The organism is Paenibacillus sp. TAB_01, from assembly GCF_043945595.1.
GTDB lineage: Bacteria > Bacillota > Bacilli > Paenibacillales > NBRC-103111 > Paenibacillus_S.
Map to the genome: position 1 here is coordinate 5,528,320 of NZ_JBIFNP010000001.1, position 19,240 is coordinate 5,547,559.

At 53.2% G+C, this 19,240-nt stretch carries 12 protein-coding genes and 3 pseudogenes; 5 read left to right on the top strand and 10 right to left on the bottom strand.

Going from position 1 to position 19,240, the window contains the following annotated elements; translation table 11 throughout:
• The first annotated feature begins 1 nt into the window (after position 1).
• The 3 genes and pseudogenes from ACHHV8_RS26960 (at position 2) to ACHHV8_RS26970 (ending at position 2,990) form a co-directional block, all read left to right on the top strand.
• A pseudogene (locus ACHHV8_RS26960) lies at positions 2–750 on the top strand (ABC transporter ATP-binding protein).
• Complete coding sequence (locus tag ACHHV8_RS26965; protein WP_395162446.1) at positions 750–1,934, top strand: ABC transporter permease; 1,185 nt, start codon at positions 750–752, stop codon at positions 1,932–1,934. Before ACHHV8_RS26960 ends, ACHHV8_RS26965 begins: the two are co-directional and overlap by 1 nt.
• Positions 1,935–2,033: 99 nt before the next feature.
• Complete coding sequence (locus ACHHV8_RS26970) at positions 2,034–2,990, top strand: alpha/beta hydrolase (RefSeq protein ID WP_395162447.1); 957 nt, start codon at positions 2,034–2,036, stop codon at positions 2,988–2,990.
• A 101-nt stretch (positions 2,991–3,091) separates the two neighbouring features.
• Here ACHHV8_RS26970 and ACHHV8_RS26975 read toward each other — a convergent pair whose 3' ends face one another.
• Positions 3,092–3,568, bottom strand: coding sequence for an ATP-binding protein (locus ACHHV8_RS26975; RefSeq protein ID WP_395162448.1), 477 nt, complete (start codon positions 3,566–3,568; stop codon positions 3,092–3,094).
• A 284-nt stretch (positions 3,569–3,852) separates the two neighbouring features.
• Positions 3,853–4,860, bottom strand: coding sequence for a Gfo/Idh/MocA family protein (locus tag ACHHV8_RS26980; RefSeq protein ID WP_395162449.1), 1,008 nt, complete (start codon positions 4,858–4,860; stop codon positions 3,853–3,855).
• A gap of 183 nt (positions 4,861–5,043) precedes the next feature.
• Here ACHHV8_RS26980 and ACHHV8_RS26985 point away from each other — a divergent pair, with 183 nt between their 5' ends.
• Positions 5,044–5,874 carry a helix-turn-helix domain-containing protein gene (locus ACHHV8_RS26985; protein WP_395162450.1) on the top strand — a complete coding sequence of 277 codons (831 nt, stop codon included), beginning with the start codon at positions 5,044–5,046 and terminating at the stop codon, positions 5,872–5,874.
• Here the strand turns inward: ACHHV8_RS26985 and ACHHV8_RS26990 are convergent.
• The 3 genes and pseudogenes from ACHHV8_RS26990 to ACHHV8_RS27000 form a co-directional block, all read right to left on the bottom strand.
• Complete coding sequence (locus tag ACHHV8_RS26990) at positions 5,825–7,885, bottom strand: hybrid sensor histidine kinase/response regulator (RefSeq protein ID WP_395162451.1); 2,061 nt, start codon at positions 7,883–7,885, stop codon at positions 5,825–5,827. The two genes, ACHHV8_RS26985 and ACHHV8_RS26990, sit on opposite strands and share 50 nt — an antisense overlap.
• Before the next feature lie 20 nt (positions 7,886–7,905).
• Positions 7,906–8,777 (bottom strand): annotated as a pseudogene (locus ACHHV8_RS26995) (CheR family methyltransferase).
• A gap of 13 nt (positions 8,778–8,790) precedes the next feature.
• Positions 8,791–12,471: a response regulator gene (locus ACHHV8_RS27000; RefSeq protein WP_395162452.1), complete on the bottom strand. Its 3,681-nt coding sequence runs from the start codon at positions 12,469–12,471 to the stop codon at positions 8,791–8,793.
• Positions 12,472–12,676: 205 nt separating this feature from the next.
• On the opposite strand from ACHHV8_RS27000, the gene ACHHV8_RS27005 reads away from it, so the two are divergent.
• Positions 12,677–13,330: a hypothetical protein gene (locus ACHHV8_RS27005; protein WP_395162453.1), complete on the top strand. Its 654-nt coding sequence runs from the start codon at positions 12,677–12,679 to the stop codon at positions 13,328–13,330.
• 99 nt (positions 13,331–13,429) lie between these two features.
• Here the strand turns inward: ACHHV8_RS27005 and ACHHV8_RS27010 are convergent, their stop codons facing one another.
• The 5 genes and pseudogenes from ACHHV8_RS27010 to ACHHV8_RS27030 all read right to left on the bottom strand — a co-directional run bounded on the left by ACHHV8_RS27010 (position 13,430) and on the right by ACHHV8_RS27030 (position 19,135).
• On the bottom strand, positions 13,430–14,533 hold the full coding sequence (locus ACHHV8_RS27010) for a GerAB/ArcD/ProY family transporter (protein ID WP_395162454.1): 1,104 nt from the start codon (positions 14,531–14,533) through the stop codon (positions 13,430–13,432).
• Between the two features lie 13 nt (positions 14,534–14,546).
• Entirely contained in the window at positions 14,547–14,777 is a 231-nt protein-coding gene (locus ACHHV8_RS27015) for a hypothetical protein (RefSeq protein ID WP_395162455.1), read from the bottom strand.
• A gap of 7 nt (positions 14,778–14,784) precedes the next feature.
• Positions 14,785–15,990 carry a Ger(x)C family spore germination protein gene (locus tag ACHHV8_RS27020; RefSeq protein WP_395162456.1) on the bottom strand — a complete coding sequence of 402 codons (1,206 nt, stop codon included), beginning with the start codon at positions 15,988–15,990 and terminating at the stop codon, positions 14,785–14,787.
• Positions 15,991–16,016: 26 nt separating this feature from the next.
• Positions 16,017–17,677, bottom strand: a pseudogene (locus ACHHV8_RS27025) (spore germination protein).
• 81 nt (positions 17,678–17,758) lie between these two features.
• Positions 17,759–19,135, bottom strand: coding sequence for an MFS transporter (locus ACHHV8_RS27030; protein WP_395162457.1), 1,377 nt, complete (start codon positions 19,133–19,135; stop codon positions 17,759–17,761).
• Positions 19,136–19,240: the final 105 nt, after the last annotated feature.

A 19,240-nucleotide genomic window follows, 5' to 3' on the forward strand; every position in this document is an offset into this window, starting at 1 on the left:
CTTGCAGCCATTATTGGAGGTACAACAGGTTACCGGCGGCTACAGCCGTCAGCATCCTGTGCTGCATGACATCACTTTTCATGTTCAGGCAGGAGAAATGGTCGGCTTGATCGGCTTGAACGGAGCCGGAAAAAGCACGACAATCAAGCATATTCTAGGACTTATGCTTCCGCACAAGGGCGAAATTGCTCTGAAGGGGCGGACCGCATCCGATACAGCAACCGATTATCGGCAAACGTTTGCTTACGTACCGGAGAGCCCTATTCTCTACGAGGAGCTTACCGTGATGGAGCATCTCGAAATGGCGGCCAGAGCCTACGGTCTGAATTCATCCGAATTCACCGCAAGAATCGAGCCGCTGCTCCTTCGCTTTCAAATGGACAAGCTGACGAGCCGCCTGGCTTCCCATCTATCTAAGGGCATGGGCAAAAAGTCATGATTATGTGCGCCTTCCTCGTACAGCCTGAGCTTTATATCATTGATGAGCCATTTCTCGGGCTTGACCCGCTCAGCATGCGCTCCCTGCTCGAATTAATGGTCGAGGCCAAACAGCAGGGCGCGGCCATTCTGATCAGCTCGCACATTCTGGCAACGATCGAGCGCTACTGCGACCGGTTCCTCGTTATGCATCAAGGCAGGCTGATCGTAACAGGAACCGTCGGCGATCTGCAGGCTGCGGCTGGCCTGCCGGCCTCCAGCCCGCTGGACGATGTATTCTGCGATCTGGTGACCAAAGGCGGGGCTCGTTAATGGACAAAGAGGCGCTTTACGAGCAAAGGCAAGCCGGATTTCTCAAGGAAATCCGCCCCTACCTGCACTATGCGCTGCAGGGCATGACGATGACTGCTGTCATTACTTTTTTCGCTCTTTCTATCGGCTACAAGTACTTCCTGCAATGGGTTACGCCGGATTTCCCCTGGAAGCCGCTGGCCGCGCTCGTCTTGCTTCCTTTTCTTGCCGGCGGGCGCATCCGTACCTATCTTCAGGAGGCGGATCTTATTTTTCTTCTGCCCCTTGAGAAGAGCATGGAGAGATATATACAGACGGCGCAGCGCAAAGCGCTCATTGTCCAGGGAGCGGGTGTCGCAGCCGCCTGGCTGCTTGTCTGGCCCGTTTATGCGAAGCTGACAGGGGCAGCGGCGTGGACCTTTTTTCTGCTGCTGGTTATCTGGCTGTTATTTAAAGCCGTGCTGCTATACGGCAGATGGACGGAGCTTCAGCTCCAGGAAGAGCGCACCCGCTTGGCTTGGACTTTGCTGCGGTGGGCTTGGGGATACTGCGCAGCCTACGCCCTGCTTGCTTTCGGCCTGGGAACCGGCCTTCTGCTGCTTGCCGCCGGATCCATCGTCTATGTGGCTGCTCTCCGACGGCCTCGCCGATATACGATATATTGGCTGCGCTTAATTGAGCTCGAGCAGCGTCACAGGGCAAGCCTGTACAGGGTGCTCAACTGGTTCGTGGACGTTCCGCCGCTGCGCGTCAAGGCAAGGAATGTTCGTGGCATTACGGCGATCAGCCAAAGACTGCCCTTTCAGCGCTCTTACAGCTACCACTATTTATATTCCTTGGTCTTTTTCCGTTCCGAGCTGTTTGGCATCGCCTTAAGGCTCTTGATCATCGGCAGCCTGCTGATCGCTTCCGTATCGAACGAATGGGCCAAATTAGGAGCCTATCTGGTTTTTGCGCCGGTAGGCGCGCTCCAGCTTGCCGATTTGAAACGGTACTATCCCGAGCTTGTCTGGCACCGGATTTACCCTCTGCCTCATGAGTTGAAGAAACGGGCGGTCAGCACCGTTCGCTTTCTGGTTCATGCCGTTTTGCTAATCGTATGGGCCGTACCATTGATCTGGACATTGAGCCTTCATACGCTCTGGGGCGCGATGCTTGCGGTTGGGGCTACCGCCGTTTCTTTCCTGTATCATCGCAAGAAATAAGACAAATGCCGGCAAAGGGCTGTCGCTAATCGGGCTCTTATCGTATAATGAACTTGCAAAATGCATGTCATTATACAAGGATACAGAAAGGATCGGCCTATGCGACCCACTCCTGCGATAACAAGAGCTTACCGGCCCCAAAGAAGATACAGACTGAACAAGATAGCATGGACACTCGGATCTCTCATTGCAGCCCTCGCGCTGATTTGCGTACTGGTTTCCGTATATGTCGGCTGGAAGCTGACCCATCCCGAGCACAAGCCGCTCACGGAAGATCCGTCCCGCTATGGGGCCGCCTTCGAACCCGTTCAATTCACCAGCCGGAACGGGGATGTCCCCCTGAAGGGCTGGTTCCTGCCGAGCGAAGCCGCGCCGGCCAAGCTTAACGTGATTATCGCTCACGGGTATCGAGAGAACCGGGAGTATACGCCCGGGGATACGTTAAAGCTGGCCAAGGTCTTTGTCGAGCAAGGCTACAATGTGCTGATGTTCGACTTCCGCAACTCCGGTGAATCCGGTGGCAGCCTGACCTCGGTCGGCTACCTGGAGAAGTTCGATCTGCTCGGGGCCATTGACTGGATGCAGGGCCATCATCCCGGAAAAATCGCCGTCCACGGCTTTTCCATGGGAGCCACCACCGCTTTGCTCGCCGCAGCAGAAGAGCCGGCGGTTGCAGGCGTCGTGGCGGACAGCCCTTTTAACCACCTGACGCATTATCTCGAGGATAATTTACCCGTCTGGTCACATCTGCCGAGCTTCCCGTTCACACCGCTCATTCTCGGAATATTGCCGCGTCTGACCGGCATTCAAACCGATGCCGTCGACGCGCTGAGCGCCGTGGATCGGATTTATCCGCGGCCCGTTCTGTTTATCCACAGCACGGACGATCACTCCATTCCTTATGAGAACAGCGAATCGCTGTGGGAGAAGCATCCGGACCGATTCGAATTCTGGAAAACGTCCGGCGCCGACCATGCAAGGTCGCACAAGGTGTACCCGCAGCCTTACGAAGACAAAGTCATCGGCTTCTACAATCAGCTCGCCGGGGGCGAATAACCGCGCAGGAGACAAGCTGTTTTACCGCGCAGCGAAAAAAACCTTCCGATCGGTTCTATCGCGATTCGGAAGGTTTCTTGTATTTGTGAGCGACACGCAGGTCAGCCTTTTTGTGTATCTTCCTGATGATCTATCCCGCCTTTTTTGCGCAGCTGCATAATAATTCTGCCTTCACCGTCCTGCTCGAAGGTCAGCTGATCGGACAGCCGCTTGGCCATCAGCAGCCCTTTTCCCCGCTCCTCCTGGAGCAGATCGTCGAAGCTGATCCTCGGAATCTCCGCCGTGAGCCGGCCATCCCGCAGCGCGCCCTGGGCGGAGATGGTAATAACAATGTCCTCCCCGTTCAGCTCCATTCGGATGAACATTCCGGGCATCCGTGCTTCGATCCGATGGTCCGAGCCGGCAGTCTCCTGCTGCCGCAGCACTGCTTCTACGGCATTCGTTACCAGCTCGTGAGCCGCAAAACAGAGCTTCCTGTACTGGGAAATACCGGAATATTTAAAAAAGCTCTCCATCATTTCATCCGACAGATCAATCAATTTCTGACTTGGCGCACCCTCGACCGTCATCACAATCATGTTAGGTCTCACTCCTTGGAGTTATCGTTCAGCCCAGTGCGATCGCGCTGCTCCCATCTGGACACAGAGCTCCTCTCTATACTATATGACAAGCCGGCTGTCTTGGTCTCCATGAATGGAGGAGAAAATCCGCACAAAATCACTTTGGCCAAGCGTGCGGACAAGCTGCTCCTGCTGCTATGAACCGAACAATGAAAAGCCCGGCGCATCCCGCCGGACTTATCAATCGTTTCTTTCGTATAGTACGGGAAATCCGAATCGGACGTTTCCCTTTTATTCGTAGATCACGCGTTGGCCGGTGCGTGACGATTCGTAAATGTCCATGACCAGACGGAACGCCTTGTAGCCCTCCGGTCCGATCCAGCCAGAACGGCTTTTGCTCCAGCAGATGCACATAGAAATCGCGAATCTGATGCTCGTGGCTCATGCCCCAATACGATTTGGCTCCGAGCGTGTTTTCGGACCGGCTCCGTCAAAATCGTCGTTTCCCCGTCCCGCTCCAAGTACAGCGTATCGCCGCGCAGAACGAGCGTCGCTTTCTCGAACACGATCTCCACTTCCACAGGAGAGTTTCTCAAGTAAGCGTTCGTCGCATAGAAAATAGCCGTTGCGCCGTTCTTGAACTGAATATGCGCGTGAGCGGTGTCCTCCACCTCAATGACGCCTTCCAGCGAGTCGGTCGAGATCGAGCCTTTGATGCTGGCAATCTCTCCGCCCAGCCATTGAATCAGGTCCACGGTGTGGATCGCCTGATTGATCAGTACGCCCCCGCCCTCGGTTGCCCAGTTGCCTTTCCATGGAGTTTCATAGTAAGCCGCGCTGCGGTGCCACGTAACCAGCCCCTTCATGCAGACCAGCTTGCCGTACTCTCCGCTGTCCACCGCCTGCTTCATGCGGATCGAAGACGCATTGTAGCGGTTTTGAAAAATAACGCCCAATTGCACTTCCGGGTGCTCTTTCGCCGCCTGCAGCATGGTTTGAGCCGCAGCCTTGTTCTCGGCCATAGGCTTCTCCGTCAATACGTGCTTGCCTGCATTCAGCCCGTCTACCGCCATCGGCGCATGCTGATAATGGCCAGTGCACAAGTGCACCACCTGAATATCGTCACGCTTCAGCATTTCGTGGTAATCCGTGTAGTAATCGCAGCCGTATTCAGCCGCAACCTTCTGCGCCAAGCTCTCATTCACGTCTACAACCGCTTTCAATTCAGCTAATTCCAATTTGGCTAGCGCGGTCAAATGCACTCCGGAGATGGAGCCGCAGCCGATAACTGCTGTTCCTAAAGTTTTCACGGTTTCACCTGATTTCATAGAGTTTAGGCGCGTTCTATGTCAGAAGAAGCATTCTGGAAGCTCCTTTAAAATGAACACGCTATCCATTCAAGTTTATAATGAGCTATAATAAAAACAAATTCCTTGCATCAATTGCCGTATTTATTGCTTTTTTTGACTTTTTTACGAAAGGAAGGCCGAGCGGTGCATATAGCCCATGAAATCGCTGGCGTCCAGTATATCCACAAACGGACGGAGCAGCCTTACAAAATGGATTTCCATCTGCATGACAGGTACGAGGTATATTTCTTCATTTCAGGGGACGTCCATTATTTAATCGAAAAAAAAGTATATCCTCTCGCCTACGGCGACCTGCTTCTGATGAACAGCCGCGAGCTGCACAAGCCGACCTATCGGTCCCATACGCCTTACGAAAACATCGTGATCCACTTCGATCCTCAAGCCGTAGAGCGTTATGCCGCTCCTTACGGCTATAATCTGCTGAAGTGCTTCCATGACCGCCCGCAGGGCGAGCATAATAAAATTCAGCTGCTTCCTCAGCAGCTTGAGGAGCTGCTGGCCTTGTATGCCAAGATGGACGGGCTGTTCAGCCGGCCCGGGGACGGCTCCGAGCTGCTCCTGATGACTTATTTTATCGAGCTGCTCGTCCTTCTCAACCGTGCCTTCACGCAGAACCTGTCCCCGCTCCCCTCCTCCGTCGTGCCGGAGAAGCTCGCTCCCGTGCTGGATTTCATCGACCATCACTTGGACCATAATCTGACGCTTGAGGCGCTGGAGCAGCAATTTTTTATGAACCGTTATTACTTGAGCCGCTTGTTCCGGCAGAGCATCGGCAGCACCATTCACGAGTATATTTTGCTCAAACGGATCGCTTATGCCAAAAAACTGCTGCACGACGGTCATAATGTAACCGATGCGTGCCAGCAGTCAGGCTTTAACGATTATTCGAATTTTATCCGTATGTTCAAACGGATTGTCGGCGTCCCCCCCGGGCAATACCGGAAGCAGAGGTAGCATTGCCGGGCGCGCCGGAGATCCGCTGATCGAGCCGCTTGCGGATATGATCGAGCCGGACAGGCTTGCTCATAAACTCATCGAAGCCGGCTGACAAGCAGTCCTTCTCGATGCTCTCCAGGACGCTGGCCGTCGTGGCAATAAGCAGAGGGCGTTCTTGGTCCGACCAGCGGCTGACGATGCTATGTACCGTCTTTAATCCGTCCATTTGGGGCATGTAAATATCCATCAGAAGCACATCGAACCGTTCCCGTTCCAACGCTTCGATAACCTGAAGACCGTTTTCCACCACTTGAGCCTTATGCCCCATCCGCTGCATCATATAGAGCAGCAGCTTCTGGTTGAGCGTCTCGTCTTCGGCGATCAGTACGCGCAGCGACTTGCCGGGCTGCACGGCGGCAGCGGCCGTGTTGGAAGGCTCCAGGGCGGCGGCCAGCTCCTGCTGTACAGGTACCGCCAAATGCTCTTCGCAGCGCTTCAACGTAACTGTGAAAATGAATATCGCGCCGCTCTCCTCCCCGGATTCCACCCGAATGCTGCCGCCCATCAGCTCCACGAGCGTCTTGGAGATCGCAAGTCCAAGCCCCGTACCGCCGTATTTGCGGTTCATGGACGCATCCGCCTGCGTGAAGGGCTGGAACAGCTGACAGACCTTATCCTCCGGAATGCCGATGCCGGTATCCTTCACGGCAAATTCGATCCGGAAGGCTTCGTTCGTCTCGCCTACGCAGCTGACGATAATATAAACTCCACCCCGTTCCGTGAATTTGACCGCATTGCCGACCAGATTCAGCAGCACCTGCTGCAGCCGGGTCATATCCCCGCGAACCAAGCCTTCCAGCCGCGGATCGATGACATAGAGCATCTCCAGCTGCTTCTCCCTCACCTTGGCGGTGAACATATCCATGATCTGCTCAAGACATACCTGCAGCAGAAACGGTTCATCCTCCAGCTCCATCCGGCCGGATTCCAGCTTGGAGAAATCGAGCACATCGTTTACGATCGTGCTCAGTGTAATGCCGCTCTGCATCACGATATCCGCCAGCTCCCGCTGCTCGTCAGTCAGCCCCGAATCGAGCAAAATATCCATCATGCCTATAACGCCGTTCAGCGGCGTCCGGATTTCATGACTCATGAACGACATAAACCGGGTCTTTACCTTGGAAGCTTCCTCGGCCACTTCCTTGGCCTGGATCAGGGCTTGCTCCGCCCTTTTCCGCTCCGTAATGTCCCGCACCGTACAGACGAACAGATGGGAACCCTCCATCGAGGCACCCAGCTGGATTTCCGCTGGAAAGGAGGTTTGATCCTTCCGGCGGGTCGTGGCTTCGAGCACTTTGCCAAGCTGGCACTTCTCCGGCCTGCGGCCATCGGCAAAGCTCGGCAGCAGGAGAGAGATCGGCTTGCCCTGCAGCTCCTGCGGCGTATAGCCGAACATCATCTCTACCGCCGGATTGGCTTTCAGAATAGTGCCCCGCGTAGAGAATACAAGCATCGTATCGATGGAGGTTTCCATAACGGCGCGCGCTTGCGCTTCGGCCTTCTTCAGCTCCTGCGAGGAGCGCTGCAGCTCCAGATTCGCTTCCTCAAGCCGCTTCGTCTGCTGCTTCAGCGCCTTTTGAGCATCATACAGGCTGACGAAGCCCCTGATTTTGGAACGTAAAATCTGGGGCACGAACGGCTTCACCATATAATCGATGGCGCCGGCGGAATAGCCCGCATCGTAATGCGTTGTTTCCTTGCTCGTCGCCGTAATAAAAATAACCGGAATATCCTTTGTTTTGTCATGTGATTTAATGTGACGGGCCGTCTCAAAGCCGTCCATGCCCGGCATCTGCACATCCAGCAAAATGACCGCAAACTCGTCGCGCAGCAAGCACCTCAGCGCTTCATGGCCGGAATAAGCCCGCACCAAACGATAAGGCTCATCGGCCAAAACCGCTTCGATCGCGAGCAAATTTTCAGGATGATCGTCAACCAATAAGATATTGATTGGATAGTCTCGATTCATCACTCCCAGGTCCCCTCGCTTTATCTCATCTTCCGGTACAGCTTTTCATTGGCGTCTATCGCCTCGTAGCATGCATCATGTTCGCTGAAGCGGATCGATTCCCGATCCCCCAAGGCCAGTACGCCAAACATGCCCAGGCTTTCATAAAACAATTGATGCACCCGGTTCTGCAGGCTTCTATCGAAGTAAATCATGACATTACGGCAAAAAATAACGTTAAATTCATTAAAGGATTGATCGGTTACCAGATTGTGCCGGGCAAACACGATATTCTTCATCAAGGACGGATGAAAAATGACGGCGTCGTAATTCGCAGTATAATAATCGGAAAACGACCGCAATCCTCCGGCTTGAATGTAATTTTGCGTATACTGCTGCATCTTGTTCAAGGGGAATATCCCCGCCTGAGCCCGGCGCAGCACCTCTTCATCAATGTCGGTCGCATAGATGCGCGACTTCTCATACAGGCCTTCCTCCTGCAGGATGATCGCCATGGAGATCACTTCTTCCCCTGTCGAGCAGCCTGCGTGCCAGATCCGGATATGCGGATACGTATGAAGGAACGGCACCACCTTTTCCCGGAACGAGCGGAAAAAGAGCGGTCCCTGAACATTTCCGTCACGTTCACTACCATATAGCGGAGCAGCTTCTGCACCTGCTCCGGATGATGCAGCACCTGCTCGATCATCGCGGAAATCGTTTTGCAGCGGAGGGCACGCATACCGTGCCCAATCCTCCGCTTTATCGAATCGTATGCATAATTGCGAAAATCATACCCGTATCTGCGAAAAATCGCCTCCAATAAGAGCTCAACTTCGATCCGTTCCCGTTCGGCCGTTTCCTTGACCGCGGAGACTTCTCTTCCGGCATCGACGTCTTTATTTCCAGTAATCGTGAACCCTCCTTTATTTATACAACCACACCTTCAGCAGCGAAAGCAGTCTCTCCGGATCGATCGGCTTGCTGATGTAATCCGAAGCCCCCGCGTCAATACACTTTTGACGATCCTCTTTCATCGCCTTGGCCGTTAGGGCAATGATCGGCAGCTTGGCGAATTGAGGCATCGCCCGAATAGCCTCCATGGCCTGATAGCCGTCCATTTCCGGCATCATAATATCCATCAGGACCAGATCAAAGTCCGGCTGCTTCTCCAGCAGCTCCAGCGCCTCACGGCCGTTCTCAGCGAAGCTGACCTGAAGGCTGTAGCCTTCCAGCACGTTGGACAAGGCGAAGACGTTGCGAATATCGTCTTCGACGAGCAGAATCCGTTTGCCTTCGAAAGCCGCCACGTTGCTGTGCAGCTTCTTCAGCAGATTGCGCCGTTCCTCCGGCAAATTGGCCTCTACGCGATGCAGGAACAGGGCCGTCTCGTCGTACAGTCTTTCCTGTGATCTGACATTCTTGATAATGATGCTCTTGGCATATTTCTTCAGCTCGATTTCTTCTTTCATATCCAGCTCTTTGCCTGTATAAATAATGATCGGCAGCCGCACCAGCGTACGGTTCTTACGGATGCGGTCGAGCAGGTCGAAGCCTGACATATCGTTCAGCCCCAGGTCCATCACCATGCAGTCATAATGATCCTCCTGCAGCGCAGCCAGCGCTTCCTCCCCGGTGGATACGGCGGTAATCGCCACATCGTCATGAGCAATCAGCTCTACCAGGCTGTCACGCAGGGCGATATCGTCCTCGACAATCAACAGCCGCTTCAAATCGCGGTTCATGAACGTCTCGATACGCGCAAACGCATTTTCGATCTTTTCGCGGCTGGCCGGTTTTTTCAAATAGGCCATAGCCCCCATCGTCAGCATTTCCTGCTGCTCCTCGACGACCGAGATGATGTGGATCGGAATGTGCCTTGTCTCCGGATGCTGCTTCAGCCGCTCCAGAATAGACCAGCCGTCCAGCACCGGAAGCTGAATATCCAGCAGCACTGCATCCGGCTTATACGCATGGGCGAGCGCAAGCCCTACGTCGCCGCGCAGCGCGACAAGCCCCTTGAAGCCGCGCGAGCGGGCCATATCCAGCATCAGCGTCGCAAAATGGATGTCGTCCTCGATAACCAGCAGCACGCGGTCGCCGTCGCTCAGCCGCTCCCGGTCATCCTCCACGCCGTCCGCCGCCAGCAGGCTCGGATCCGACAGTTCAATGCTCGGCGCCAAAACTTGCTCGTTTATGGCAGCTGAAGAGACAGCCGATTCGGATTTCCCCTTGATCTCGGCAACGCCCGCTTCTTCCATTGCGGCTCGGTAAGCCATATCGAGCGTCTCGGGAATGTACAGCGTAAACGTGCTTCCGCGCCCTTCGCGGCTTTCGATCTCGATTCCGCCTCCGATCAGGCGCGAAAGCTCCCGGCTGATCGTCAGTCCTAGTCCTGTGCCGCCATATTTGCGGCTGGTCGTTCCGTCGGCCTGCTGGAACGCCTCGAATATAATATCGACCTTATCCTTCGGTATCCCGATACCGGTATCCTTCACCTCGAAGCCGATAAAGCCTTTTTGGCCTTTCGCTGCGGCGGAAGTCTCGTCCAAACGGAAGATTCGTACGGAAACCTGCCCTTGGTTCGTAAATTTGAATGCATTGGACAGCAGATTTTTTAGAATCTGCTGCAGCCTGTGTCCGTCGGTTACGACACATTCAGGCACATTAGGCTCAAGCTCAAGCTCGAAGCGGATTCCTTTTTTGACGGCAACCTCCTGGAAGCTTCGATACAGATTCTCCCTCACGTCATTCAGCAGCACCGGCTCAATCTCAATTTTCATTTTGCCCGCTTCCACCTTGGACAGATCAAGAATTTCATCAATCAAGCGAAGCAGATCGTTTCCGGAGGAATGTATCGTTCTGGCAAACTCCACCTGCTTCTCATCCAGGTTGCCCTGTTTATTCTCTGTCAGCAGCTGGGATAAAATAAGCAGACTGTTCAGCGGCGTTCTCAGCTCATGCGACATATTGGCTAAAAACTCCGACTTGTACTTCGACATCGTCGTCAGCTTTGCAGCCTGCTTCTGCAGCGCATCCCTCTGTTCCTCCATCTGCCGGTTGATTTCCTCGACTTGACGCATCTGCGCTTCCAGCAGCATGGAGCGCTGTGACAGCTCCTCGTTGCTCTGCTCCAACTCCTCCTGCTGACGCTGCAACCGGCCCTCCGATTTGCGCAGCAGATCGTTGGAGGCCTTCAGCTCGTCCTGCTGCGACACCAGCTCCTCGGACTGCGCCTGCAGCTCCTCGGCCTGCTGCTGCAGCTCCTCCGTCTGCGCCTGCAGCTCCATCGCCTGAGACTGCGTCTCGACCAGCAGCCGATCGACTTCCATCCGGCTCAGCACCCGGTTCAGCGAGATGCCGAACGTCGTTTGAAGCTGCTTCATCAGCTGCTGCTGCGTTTCCGAGAACGTCCCGAGCGAAGCCAGCTCGATGACCGCCTCCGTCCGGCCCTCGAAAGCAATCGGACAGATCAGCACGCTGCAAGGCTCCGTCTCTCCAAGTCCGGAACCGATCTTGATATAATCGGCCGGTGCCGGGTTCAATACGACCAGCTGCTGATCGACAGCGCTTTGACCGGCCAAGCCTTCGCCAAGACGAAGCCTTGGAGCTCCCGCATCATCGCCGTCAGCGGCATAGGAAGCCGCGCGGACCAGAACTTGTCCTTTCCCTTGCCCTTCCGATAAATAAAAGATACCGTAGCTTGCGTTCATCAATACGGCAATTTTCCTTATAAAGGATTCCGCCAGCTCGTTTACATCGGTAAACCCTTGGTTGAAGTTGGCCATTTCGGCAAGATTCATTTGAAGCCACGTCTGCTTCTCCTGGCTTTCCAGCAGCATGTTGGCCGATTCCGCCAAATCCTTAATTTCGTCATTGGAATCGACCGTAATCCGGGTTGCCGTCACTTCGCCGGAAGCGGCGATTTCCGTAATAGCCCGGCTGACCTGCTTAACTGTCTTAACGATCGACCGCGAAATAATGTAGGCCACCACGATGGACACGATAAGAATGATAATCATAAGCGTATACAGCTGATACTTCAGCGTAGCATTGCTCTCGTTCAGGTCCGCCACTCGTTTGGCGGTCAGCCCCTTTTCGGTATTGCGGAAATTATCGAATTGAATCCGCAGTTGATCCGTTTGGCGCTTCCCCGCATCCGATTTGAAAAAGGCGGATAAACCCGCGCTGTCCTCATTGCGCTTCATGGTAATAACGGCTTCCCCGGCAGTATCTACCCATTGCTGGAAGCTGCCCTTGATCATCTCAAGGTTGCGTGTCTGAGTCCCGTTATCGGCAATCAGTTCATAAAGCTTATTGTAATCCGACTCCCAGTTCTGCGTTGCGGTATAATACGGTTCCAAGTAATTCTGGTCTCCCGTAATAACATAGCCTCTCATCCCTGTTTCCATATCGACAAGATACTTCTCGATTTGATACGAAAGGTTGTGAACGACCATATCATGGTTCGTAATAAAATCAATTTCCTTCTGCAGCGAGGCAATTCGGCTGTTTAGCGTAAATACGGATACGCCAAGGCAGAGTACAATTAAAAAATAGCCCAATGCAATTTTGGACCGTATATCGAATCTCCATTGTTTGAACATAGACACACTTCCCCCTATATGGATATACCCGTTAAAAAATGGTTTGAAACACGAAAACAAATTTTATTATACAAAACTTTTGGGCCGGAGGGTGTAGTTTTGGGAAAAAGAACCAACATGTATTGACATCCTGCCTGTATATCAGGTATGATTCTTCAGGTTTGTATCTTTTGCAGATGAATGGACAAGAGGATGTGAACGGGGTTTGAATTTAAAAACATGGACGATTTGCTTCTATTTACTGCTTATTTATTGGATTGCACAACATATACCTAGCGTCAAAATGCTGTTCTACCCGACGCTCGGCGCTTTCTCCTACTTATTCATCAGCCGCACCTTCGCTTTCAAAGATTTCTGCAGGCTGATCGCCGGCGCCTCGGCAGCTTCGCTCATCAGTTCGGCGCTGTTCTTGTCCGACACCGGATTTATTTCGTTTTTTGCAGCTGTGCTCAGTACGATCATCCTGATTCAAAAATTCCGTCTCAATGCGCCGCCTATTCTCGCGATTGCCTTGGTTCCCTTCTTTACGCATCCCGGCAACCTGTGGGGGCTGCCGCTTGCCGTGCTGGTTTCTCTGAGCGGGCTGCTGCTTACGCTGGTCCGTCGCCGAGGCGTCCAAGGTGTGGCTCGAGCGGTTGAAAGCACGTGCAGCCGCAAGTCGGGGCGGCGTAATAGCCGAATCGCGCAGCAAAGAGATCAATATGTAACCGGCTTCACCCTGTTATACGAAACGCCCGTCCGGAGGCCTCCTCCCGAGCGGGCGTTTTTTGACATCCCGGTAAAGCCGGGCAAAATCCAGGATTCGAACTTAGACGCGATTCCCAACACGGGCGGGAAAAAGGAGGCTGCTGAAAAATGAGCGGAGAGTTCGGAATCGTTCTGTAGAAGCGCAAACGTTCGGAAGAATGATCCGTACTCGCAGCAATGATATTTGTAGCGGCAGAGGCGAGAGCTTCGCTCAGCTCCGAAGCTTTTTGCGGATAGAAGCTACGGTTAACAACAGAACCGGCAGAACCAAGCCGAAGGTCATGGCGAATGGCGTCCATATTTGAGAGGCAAATTCTCTAAAATAGACGATATTGGGGTACACGATCAAGGACAGCACAATCAGAAGCACGCCCATCGGCAGCGTTAAGATTCTGTAGCTTCGCAGCCTGCACAGCTGGGCTAGTCCAAGCGCGGACGCATAAAAGCACACAATGAGTTTAAAATAGATGGTCAGGAACCAGGTGATGCCCATAAATACCTCGATCCTTTGGATAAATTCGCCGAAATGGATTTTTTTGGCCAGCGTGTAGCTGGGAAACGCATGTCTTGCCGTAAAATCGGAGCCAAGCACAAGCACGCACAACGCCGTGATCATAATGAGCACGACACCGGCGAACAATGCTCCGATAAATAAGGCTTTACCGGCCTTTTCGATCTTGCTGACATAAGGGTACAGCATAAGAAAGACAACCAGCTCCAAATAAGGGATCCCGAGAATGGATAAGCTTCCCTTGAGTACCGGTTTGATGCCTTCCTCCAGAATCGGCAGCATTTTATAGTATTGAATTTGCGGTGAAATGCAGACTACGAGAAGGAATAGCAGCATCAGAATCCACGGAAAAAAAATTTCCGCCGTGCGCATAAAAACCTCAAGTCCAAGACGTGTACCCAAGATAACAATCACCAGAAAAATAATATGAACCGCCTGGATTGGCGTCTCCGGCAGCGTAATACTCGTAATGAAGTCACCGATATTTCGCAGCACAAGCGAAGACAGAAGAAAAAAATATCCAATATATAGCAGAGCGACGCCCTTCCCTAACCACTTGCCGAGCACGGTCTCGCTGTATTCGACCAGCGTCTGATTCGGAAAACGCCTGCCTAAAGCATCAAATAAAAAGATCAGCAGCAAACCGGCAAACGTACCGACCGCCGCGGCAATCCAGCCGTCCTGCTTGGCTGATGCGGTCAGTCCGGAGGGAACGATCAGAATCGCGCTCCCTAGACTGAACAGCATGGCCATGACCTTTAATTGTCGCGTATGAATTTTCCCATTCTCCAGCAAGACACTCACATACTTTCTACCGTTACCCCAGCATTCTGGAAATCGAATCAGCCAACGGTTTATAAATTGTAATAATCATGTTTATAGGATTCGGAAGACGGACATTGCTCGAGTGAAGAATTGCGAGTATGAATCCGGCTGCCATCAGTACGGCGAATACGCCAAGCTCTCTCCACTGCTTGCTCTTCCACAATCCCGGAACCTCAAACAGGATAATCAGCGCAGTAACCAACAAGGTAACGACAATCCACACCGATCCTTCATTCCTCCTTCATTTCATCCAGGAACGATTCGACGACGCTCCCTGTTCGCCGGATATTCATTTCAACCGTCACTTGTACTGGAAGCTCTACAAACTGCTCCTCCCATTGGTCCTCCACCTGCTTCCAGAACCTGGGCTCTGCGCGATGAATCGCATCGCCGAAGCCAAAAATATCCGATTTATACTTCTTCGCTTTCTTTACAGCCGACAGGATCGTCGCCTTAATCTGTTCTTCGGCCTCCTTCTCCAGCAGCTGAATCGACTCCTTGCGGGAGAGATCCAGGGTACATTCCGCTTCGCCCACATTCCCCTCCACTTTAATGCGAACACTCACTTCGGGCTTCCCGTTGACGACATTCCCTTTGAGTTTTTTGCTGGTGCGAATCAGCTCAAGGCCCAATTCTCCCCCTTGGGGACAAGCTACGTTGACTATCGTGCTCTTGATATTCCCGACGATATAGTTGTAGCCTTTGCTCTCGTTCTGATTGAGCCAGCCGACGAGACGGTCCCTGTTGAAGACTCCTAGACCGTTATATTCTATATTCACTGGCGGATGCACCGAGTTCAGGTTGGAATGAGACTGGCCGGTCTGAGGATCGCCTATAACCTCCGCCATGGTTAAAACTGGGTCCTTTCCTTTGCTGACCAAATCATAAATCAGCTGGTGCAGATCCACCGTCGTAGCGCCTCCCCAAGCCTTCTCCGCCGACTCCAGCGAGGAGAACATTTTATGGGAAGGAATTTTCTCTAACGGGGTCAATATTTTCAGAACATCCGCCGCCTTTGCGTTCTTAGCGACGACGATATAGAAATCGGTTCTCATTTCATGATCTCTGGATAAGGCATCAAGTACCTTAGCAATCCCTTCCTTGGCCAGAGTCTCCCCAAGAACCAGCATTTGAATATGGGAGGAATAAATTTTGCGCGGCGTGATTGTCGTCAGCTGACGGACAGATTCGAAAATGGTGTCCCCGCCTGCCAGCTGCTGGGTGACGACAGGCATCCTTTGAGTTCCGCCCCCTTTATTCGTAGCCACTTCGTCCCCGTTGATGAGCTGTACCGAAACCTCATAATGGTCACCCACCTTATCAATTCCGAAGGCCGAAGCAATGGACATCTCGTTCAACTCTCTCCGGTTCCAGCAGCCCGTCAAGCATAGCAGCACAGTCAGCAGCGCCAGGCTCCGGCTTGTTCTTCTCAGCATGGTACACCATCGTCCCTCTCCTGGTGTCATTTTCCTCTTTGCGGGTTGTTCTTCTCATGGCTCTGCTGCCTGTCCATATTGCTCTGATTAATCAGCCGCGGGCGCGTCTTCTGCATCCAAAGCGGCAGCCGGAACAGATTATCCTTCTGATCCTCGGCAATGAAAGGCGCGAAAGGCGCAAGATACGGAATTCCGAAGGAGCGCAGACTGCATAAATGAAGCACAATCGCAATCAAACCGACCATAATCCCGACCAAGCCGAACGAAGCGGCCAGCATCATCAGGAAAAAACGGATAATACGGATAGTAATTCCCATATTAAACGAGGGAATCACGAAATTGGCTATCGCCGTGATAGATACGATAATAACCATCGCCGGCCCTACAAGCCCCGCCTCGACGGCCGCCTGACCGATGACGAGCGCTCCGACGATCGAAACCGCCTGACCGATCGCTCTGGGCATGCGGATACCGGCCTCCCGCAAAATTTCAAAAGTAATTTCCATCAGCATCGCTTCAACAAAGGCGGGAAAAGGAATCCCTTCCCGTTGAGCGGCAATGCTGACCAGGAGCGAAGTAGGAATCATCTCTTGGTGAAATGTGGTTGCAGCAATATAGGCTGAAGGCGCGAGCAGCGCAATCATCAAACAGATGTAGCGCAAAATCCGCAGCAGCGAGCTGATATCCCAGCGCTGATAATAATCCTCCGCCGTTTGAATAAAATGGGTGAACAGCGCGGGTGCCAGCAGCACGAACGGCGTTCCATCCACCAGAATAGCTACGCGGCCCTCCAGCAGTCCCGCCGCAATAACGTCCGGTCGCTCGGTGTTATAGATCGTCGGAAACGGAGAAAACGTACTGTCCTGAATCATTTCTTCGATATAGGCGCTTTCCAGAATCGCGTCGATGCGAATGCGCTGCAGCCGCTGCCGCACTTCGTCCACCAGCTTTTCGTTCACGATGCCGCGGATGTACATCACCGCCACATCCGTCTGGGTCACGGTGCCGATCTGCATCGTTTCCATCCAAAGATCCGGACTTTTGATTTTTCGCCGGATCAAGGTCGTATTGGTTCGCAGCGTCTCGGAGAACCCTTCGCGGGACCCGCGGATAACCGTCTGCGTCGAAGGCTCGGTAACTCCCCGCTCTTCCAGTTTTTCGTGCTGGCCGCCAGCGCGCGGGCCGTGCCGTCGACCATGATGACGGTGTCGCCCGACAGAATCGCATGATACAGCGCTTCCCAATCTTCTATCGTTCTTAAATCTCCGCTGCGGAGTGTGGACTCCCTCAACGCAGCAAGCGGGTCCGATTGTTCTTGAAGTCTGCGAAAAAAAGAATCGTTTTCTTTTATATCAAACAATAAAGCTTCCAAAATCTCCGTAACGTCCGCCATGCCCTCCAAATAAACGACAACGACGGAGACGGCCCCTTCTTTGAGCTGAATCGGGAAGCTGCGAAATACAATGTCAGAGCTGTTTCCCGTGCGGGATTTAATCTGATTGACGGTTTCCTGCACATGGGTTGGAAGCAGCTGTTTAGGCCTTGTCTCTTCCCCGGTGCTTTCCGTGGAGGCGCTCTGAAGGAGCCTGTGCAGCAGCTTCATAAAAAAGCTCACCTTCATCCACCTCACTCCGCATTTTTTTACCATTGTATCCATTTGACCCTCTGTCAATACAAAAAAGCCCATGTTTTCTGCGCTGGCAGAAGAACATGGACTTGCGTTTTGGCGATGGATGCGGATGAGGAGAGCCAGCCCCAAGAGGTGATTTTACGGCTGCATCTGCCGGAGGCTTCCGCCTTCCTTTACCCACATTCGGATCGAGAGCAGCAGCATGACGACGCTGATAATGACGCAGCCCAGAATCAAGGTATGCAGATGGCTGGTCGTGATCTGGGTGCTGAATACTGTCCCGAGCAGGCTCGAGGATAGAATCGTGCCCATAAACCGTGAAGTCATGAACAAGCCGGAGGCAATCCCGGTCTCCGACCGCTCCACATAAGAATAGAGCGCCGTCTGAAGCCCGAGATTCTGGAAGCCGTTGCTGATCCCGAGCACCGACAAGCAGGTGAAAATCCAGCCGGGCGCCGAGGTATCCGTCAGCGTCAGCAGCAGCGACGTTCCCGCCACCGTAAACAGCGTCCCGACCAATAACGGGGTGCGGGAGCCGGAACGGTCGATCCAGCGTCCGACGATCGGTGTAATGAGCACGCCGAAGCCGGAAATCGACAGCATGATCAGTCCTACCTCTTGCCCGTTATAATGCCTGACCTGCTGCAGATAAGAAGGAATGCCGAACATAATCGAATAAAATACGATGTTGACCAAAATAAACTGGATATACACAAAGCATACGTTGACGTTTCTCCGCAGGAAGAGCACATCGATAAACGGCTGCTTCCGTCTGGCCTCATACAGATAAAATCCTACGCTCAGAACAAGGCTGAGCAGCAGCAGAAGCCAGTTCACCCCCGATTTGAACGACAGAAAGAAGAAGAGCCAGCTGAAGATCAGCACGGTAAAAAAAACGATGCCGAGCCCGTCCAGCGCACCGGCGGCCGAGCCTTTGCGCGGGGCGTCCTTGGGCATCATCTTAAGGGCAAGCACAAACGACGCCAGAATGAACGGAAAATTAATCAGAAAGATAGACTGCCAATCGCTGTATTGAATCAGGAAGCCCCCGAGGGACGGGCCGAACGCGGCCGAGGTCGAAGAAAATACGGACATGACGCTGAGCGCGCGGGCCTGATTCGTCGTAATGACCGAGCGGATGATGCCCATTCCCGACGGAAACAGTGCCGAGCTGCCTATGGCTTGAATGACGCGGAAGGCCATCAGCCATCCGAAGCCCGGAGACAGCGGCGCCAGCATGGAGGATACGGTAATGAGTGCAAGGCCGAGCATAAAAATCTTTTTGCGTCCGAACAGGGCCCCGAGCTTGCCCATAACGGGCTGCGCAACGGCGCTGGCCACATAATAAGTGGCAATGAGCCAGGAAATGGAGGCATAGGTGACCTGAAATTCATCCTGCAGCCGCGAGAAGGCGACGGAAATCATCGTCGTATTGAGCGGGTTAAGCAGCGTGCCCAAGGCTACGGCGGCTATGAGCCAGAAATGGCTTTTGTGCGGTTGAGCGGTAGTTGTCACGGTATCCTCCTATATGAAAATTTTCTAAAGAGAAAAGACTTCCGTTCTATTCCCAATAAGGGGCGCAGAAAGGAAGTCGCTTTGATAAAGTAAGTTAATTTCACT

Bases quoted from the DNA above. Each gene is read 5' to 3' on its own strand.
- ACHHV8_RS26965 (WP_395162446.1), top strand. From the start codon at position 750: ATGGACAAAGAGGCGCTTTACGAGCAAAGGCAAGCCGGATTTCTCAAG.
- ACHHV8_RS26970 (WP_395162447.1), top strand. From the start codon at position 2,034: ATGCGACCCACTCCTGCGATAACAAGAGCTTACCGGCCCCAAAGAAGA.
- ACHHV8_RS26975 (WP_395162448.1), bottom strand. From the start codon at position 3,568: ATGATTGTGATGACGGTCGAGGGTGCGCCAAGTCAGAAATTGATTGAT.
- ACHHV8_RS26990 (WP_395162451.1), bottom strand. From the start codon at position 7,885: ATGAATCGAGACTATCCAATCAATATCTTATTGGTTGACGATCATCCT.
- ACHHV8_RS27000 (WP_395162452.1), bottom strand. From the start codon at position 12,471: ATGTTCAAACAATGGAGATTCGATATACGGTCCAAAATTGCATTGGGC.
- ACHHV8_RS27020 (WP_395162456.1), bottom strand. From the start codon at position 15,990: ATGCTGAGAAGAACAAGCCGGAGCCTGGCGCTGCTGACTGTGCTGCTA.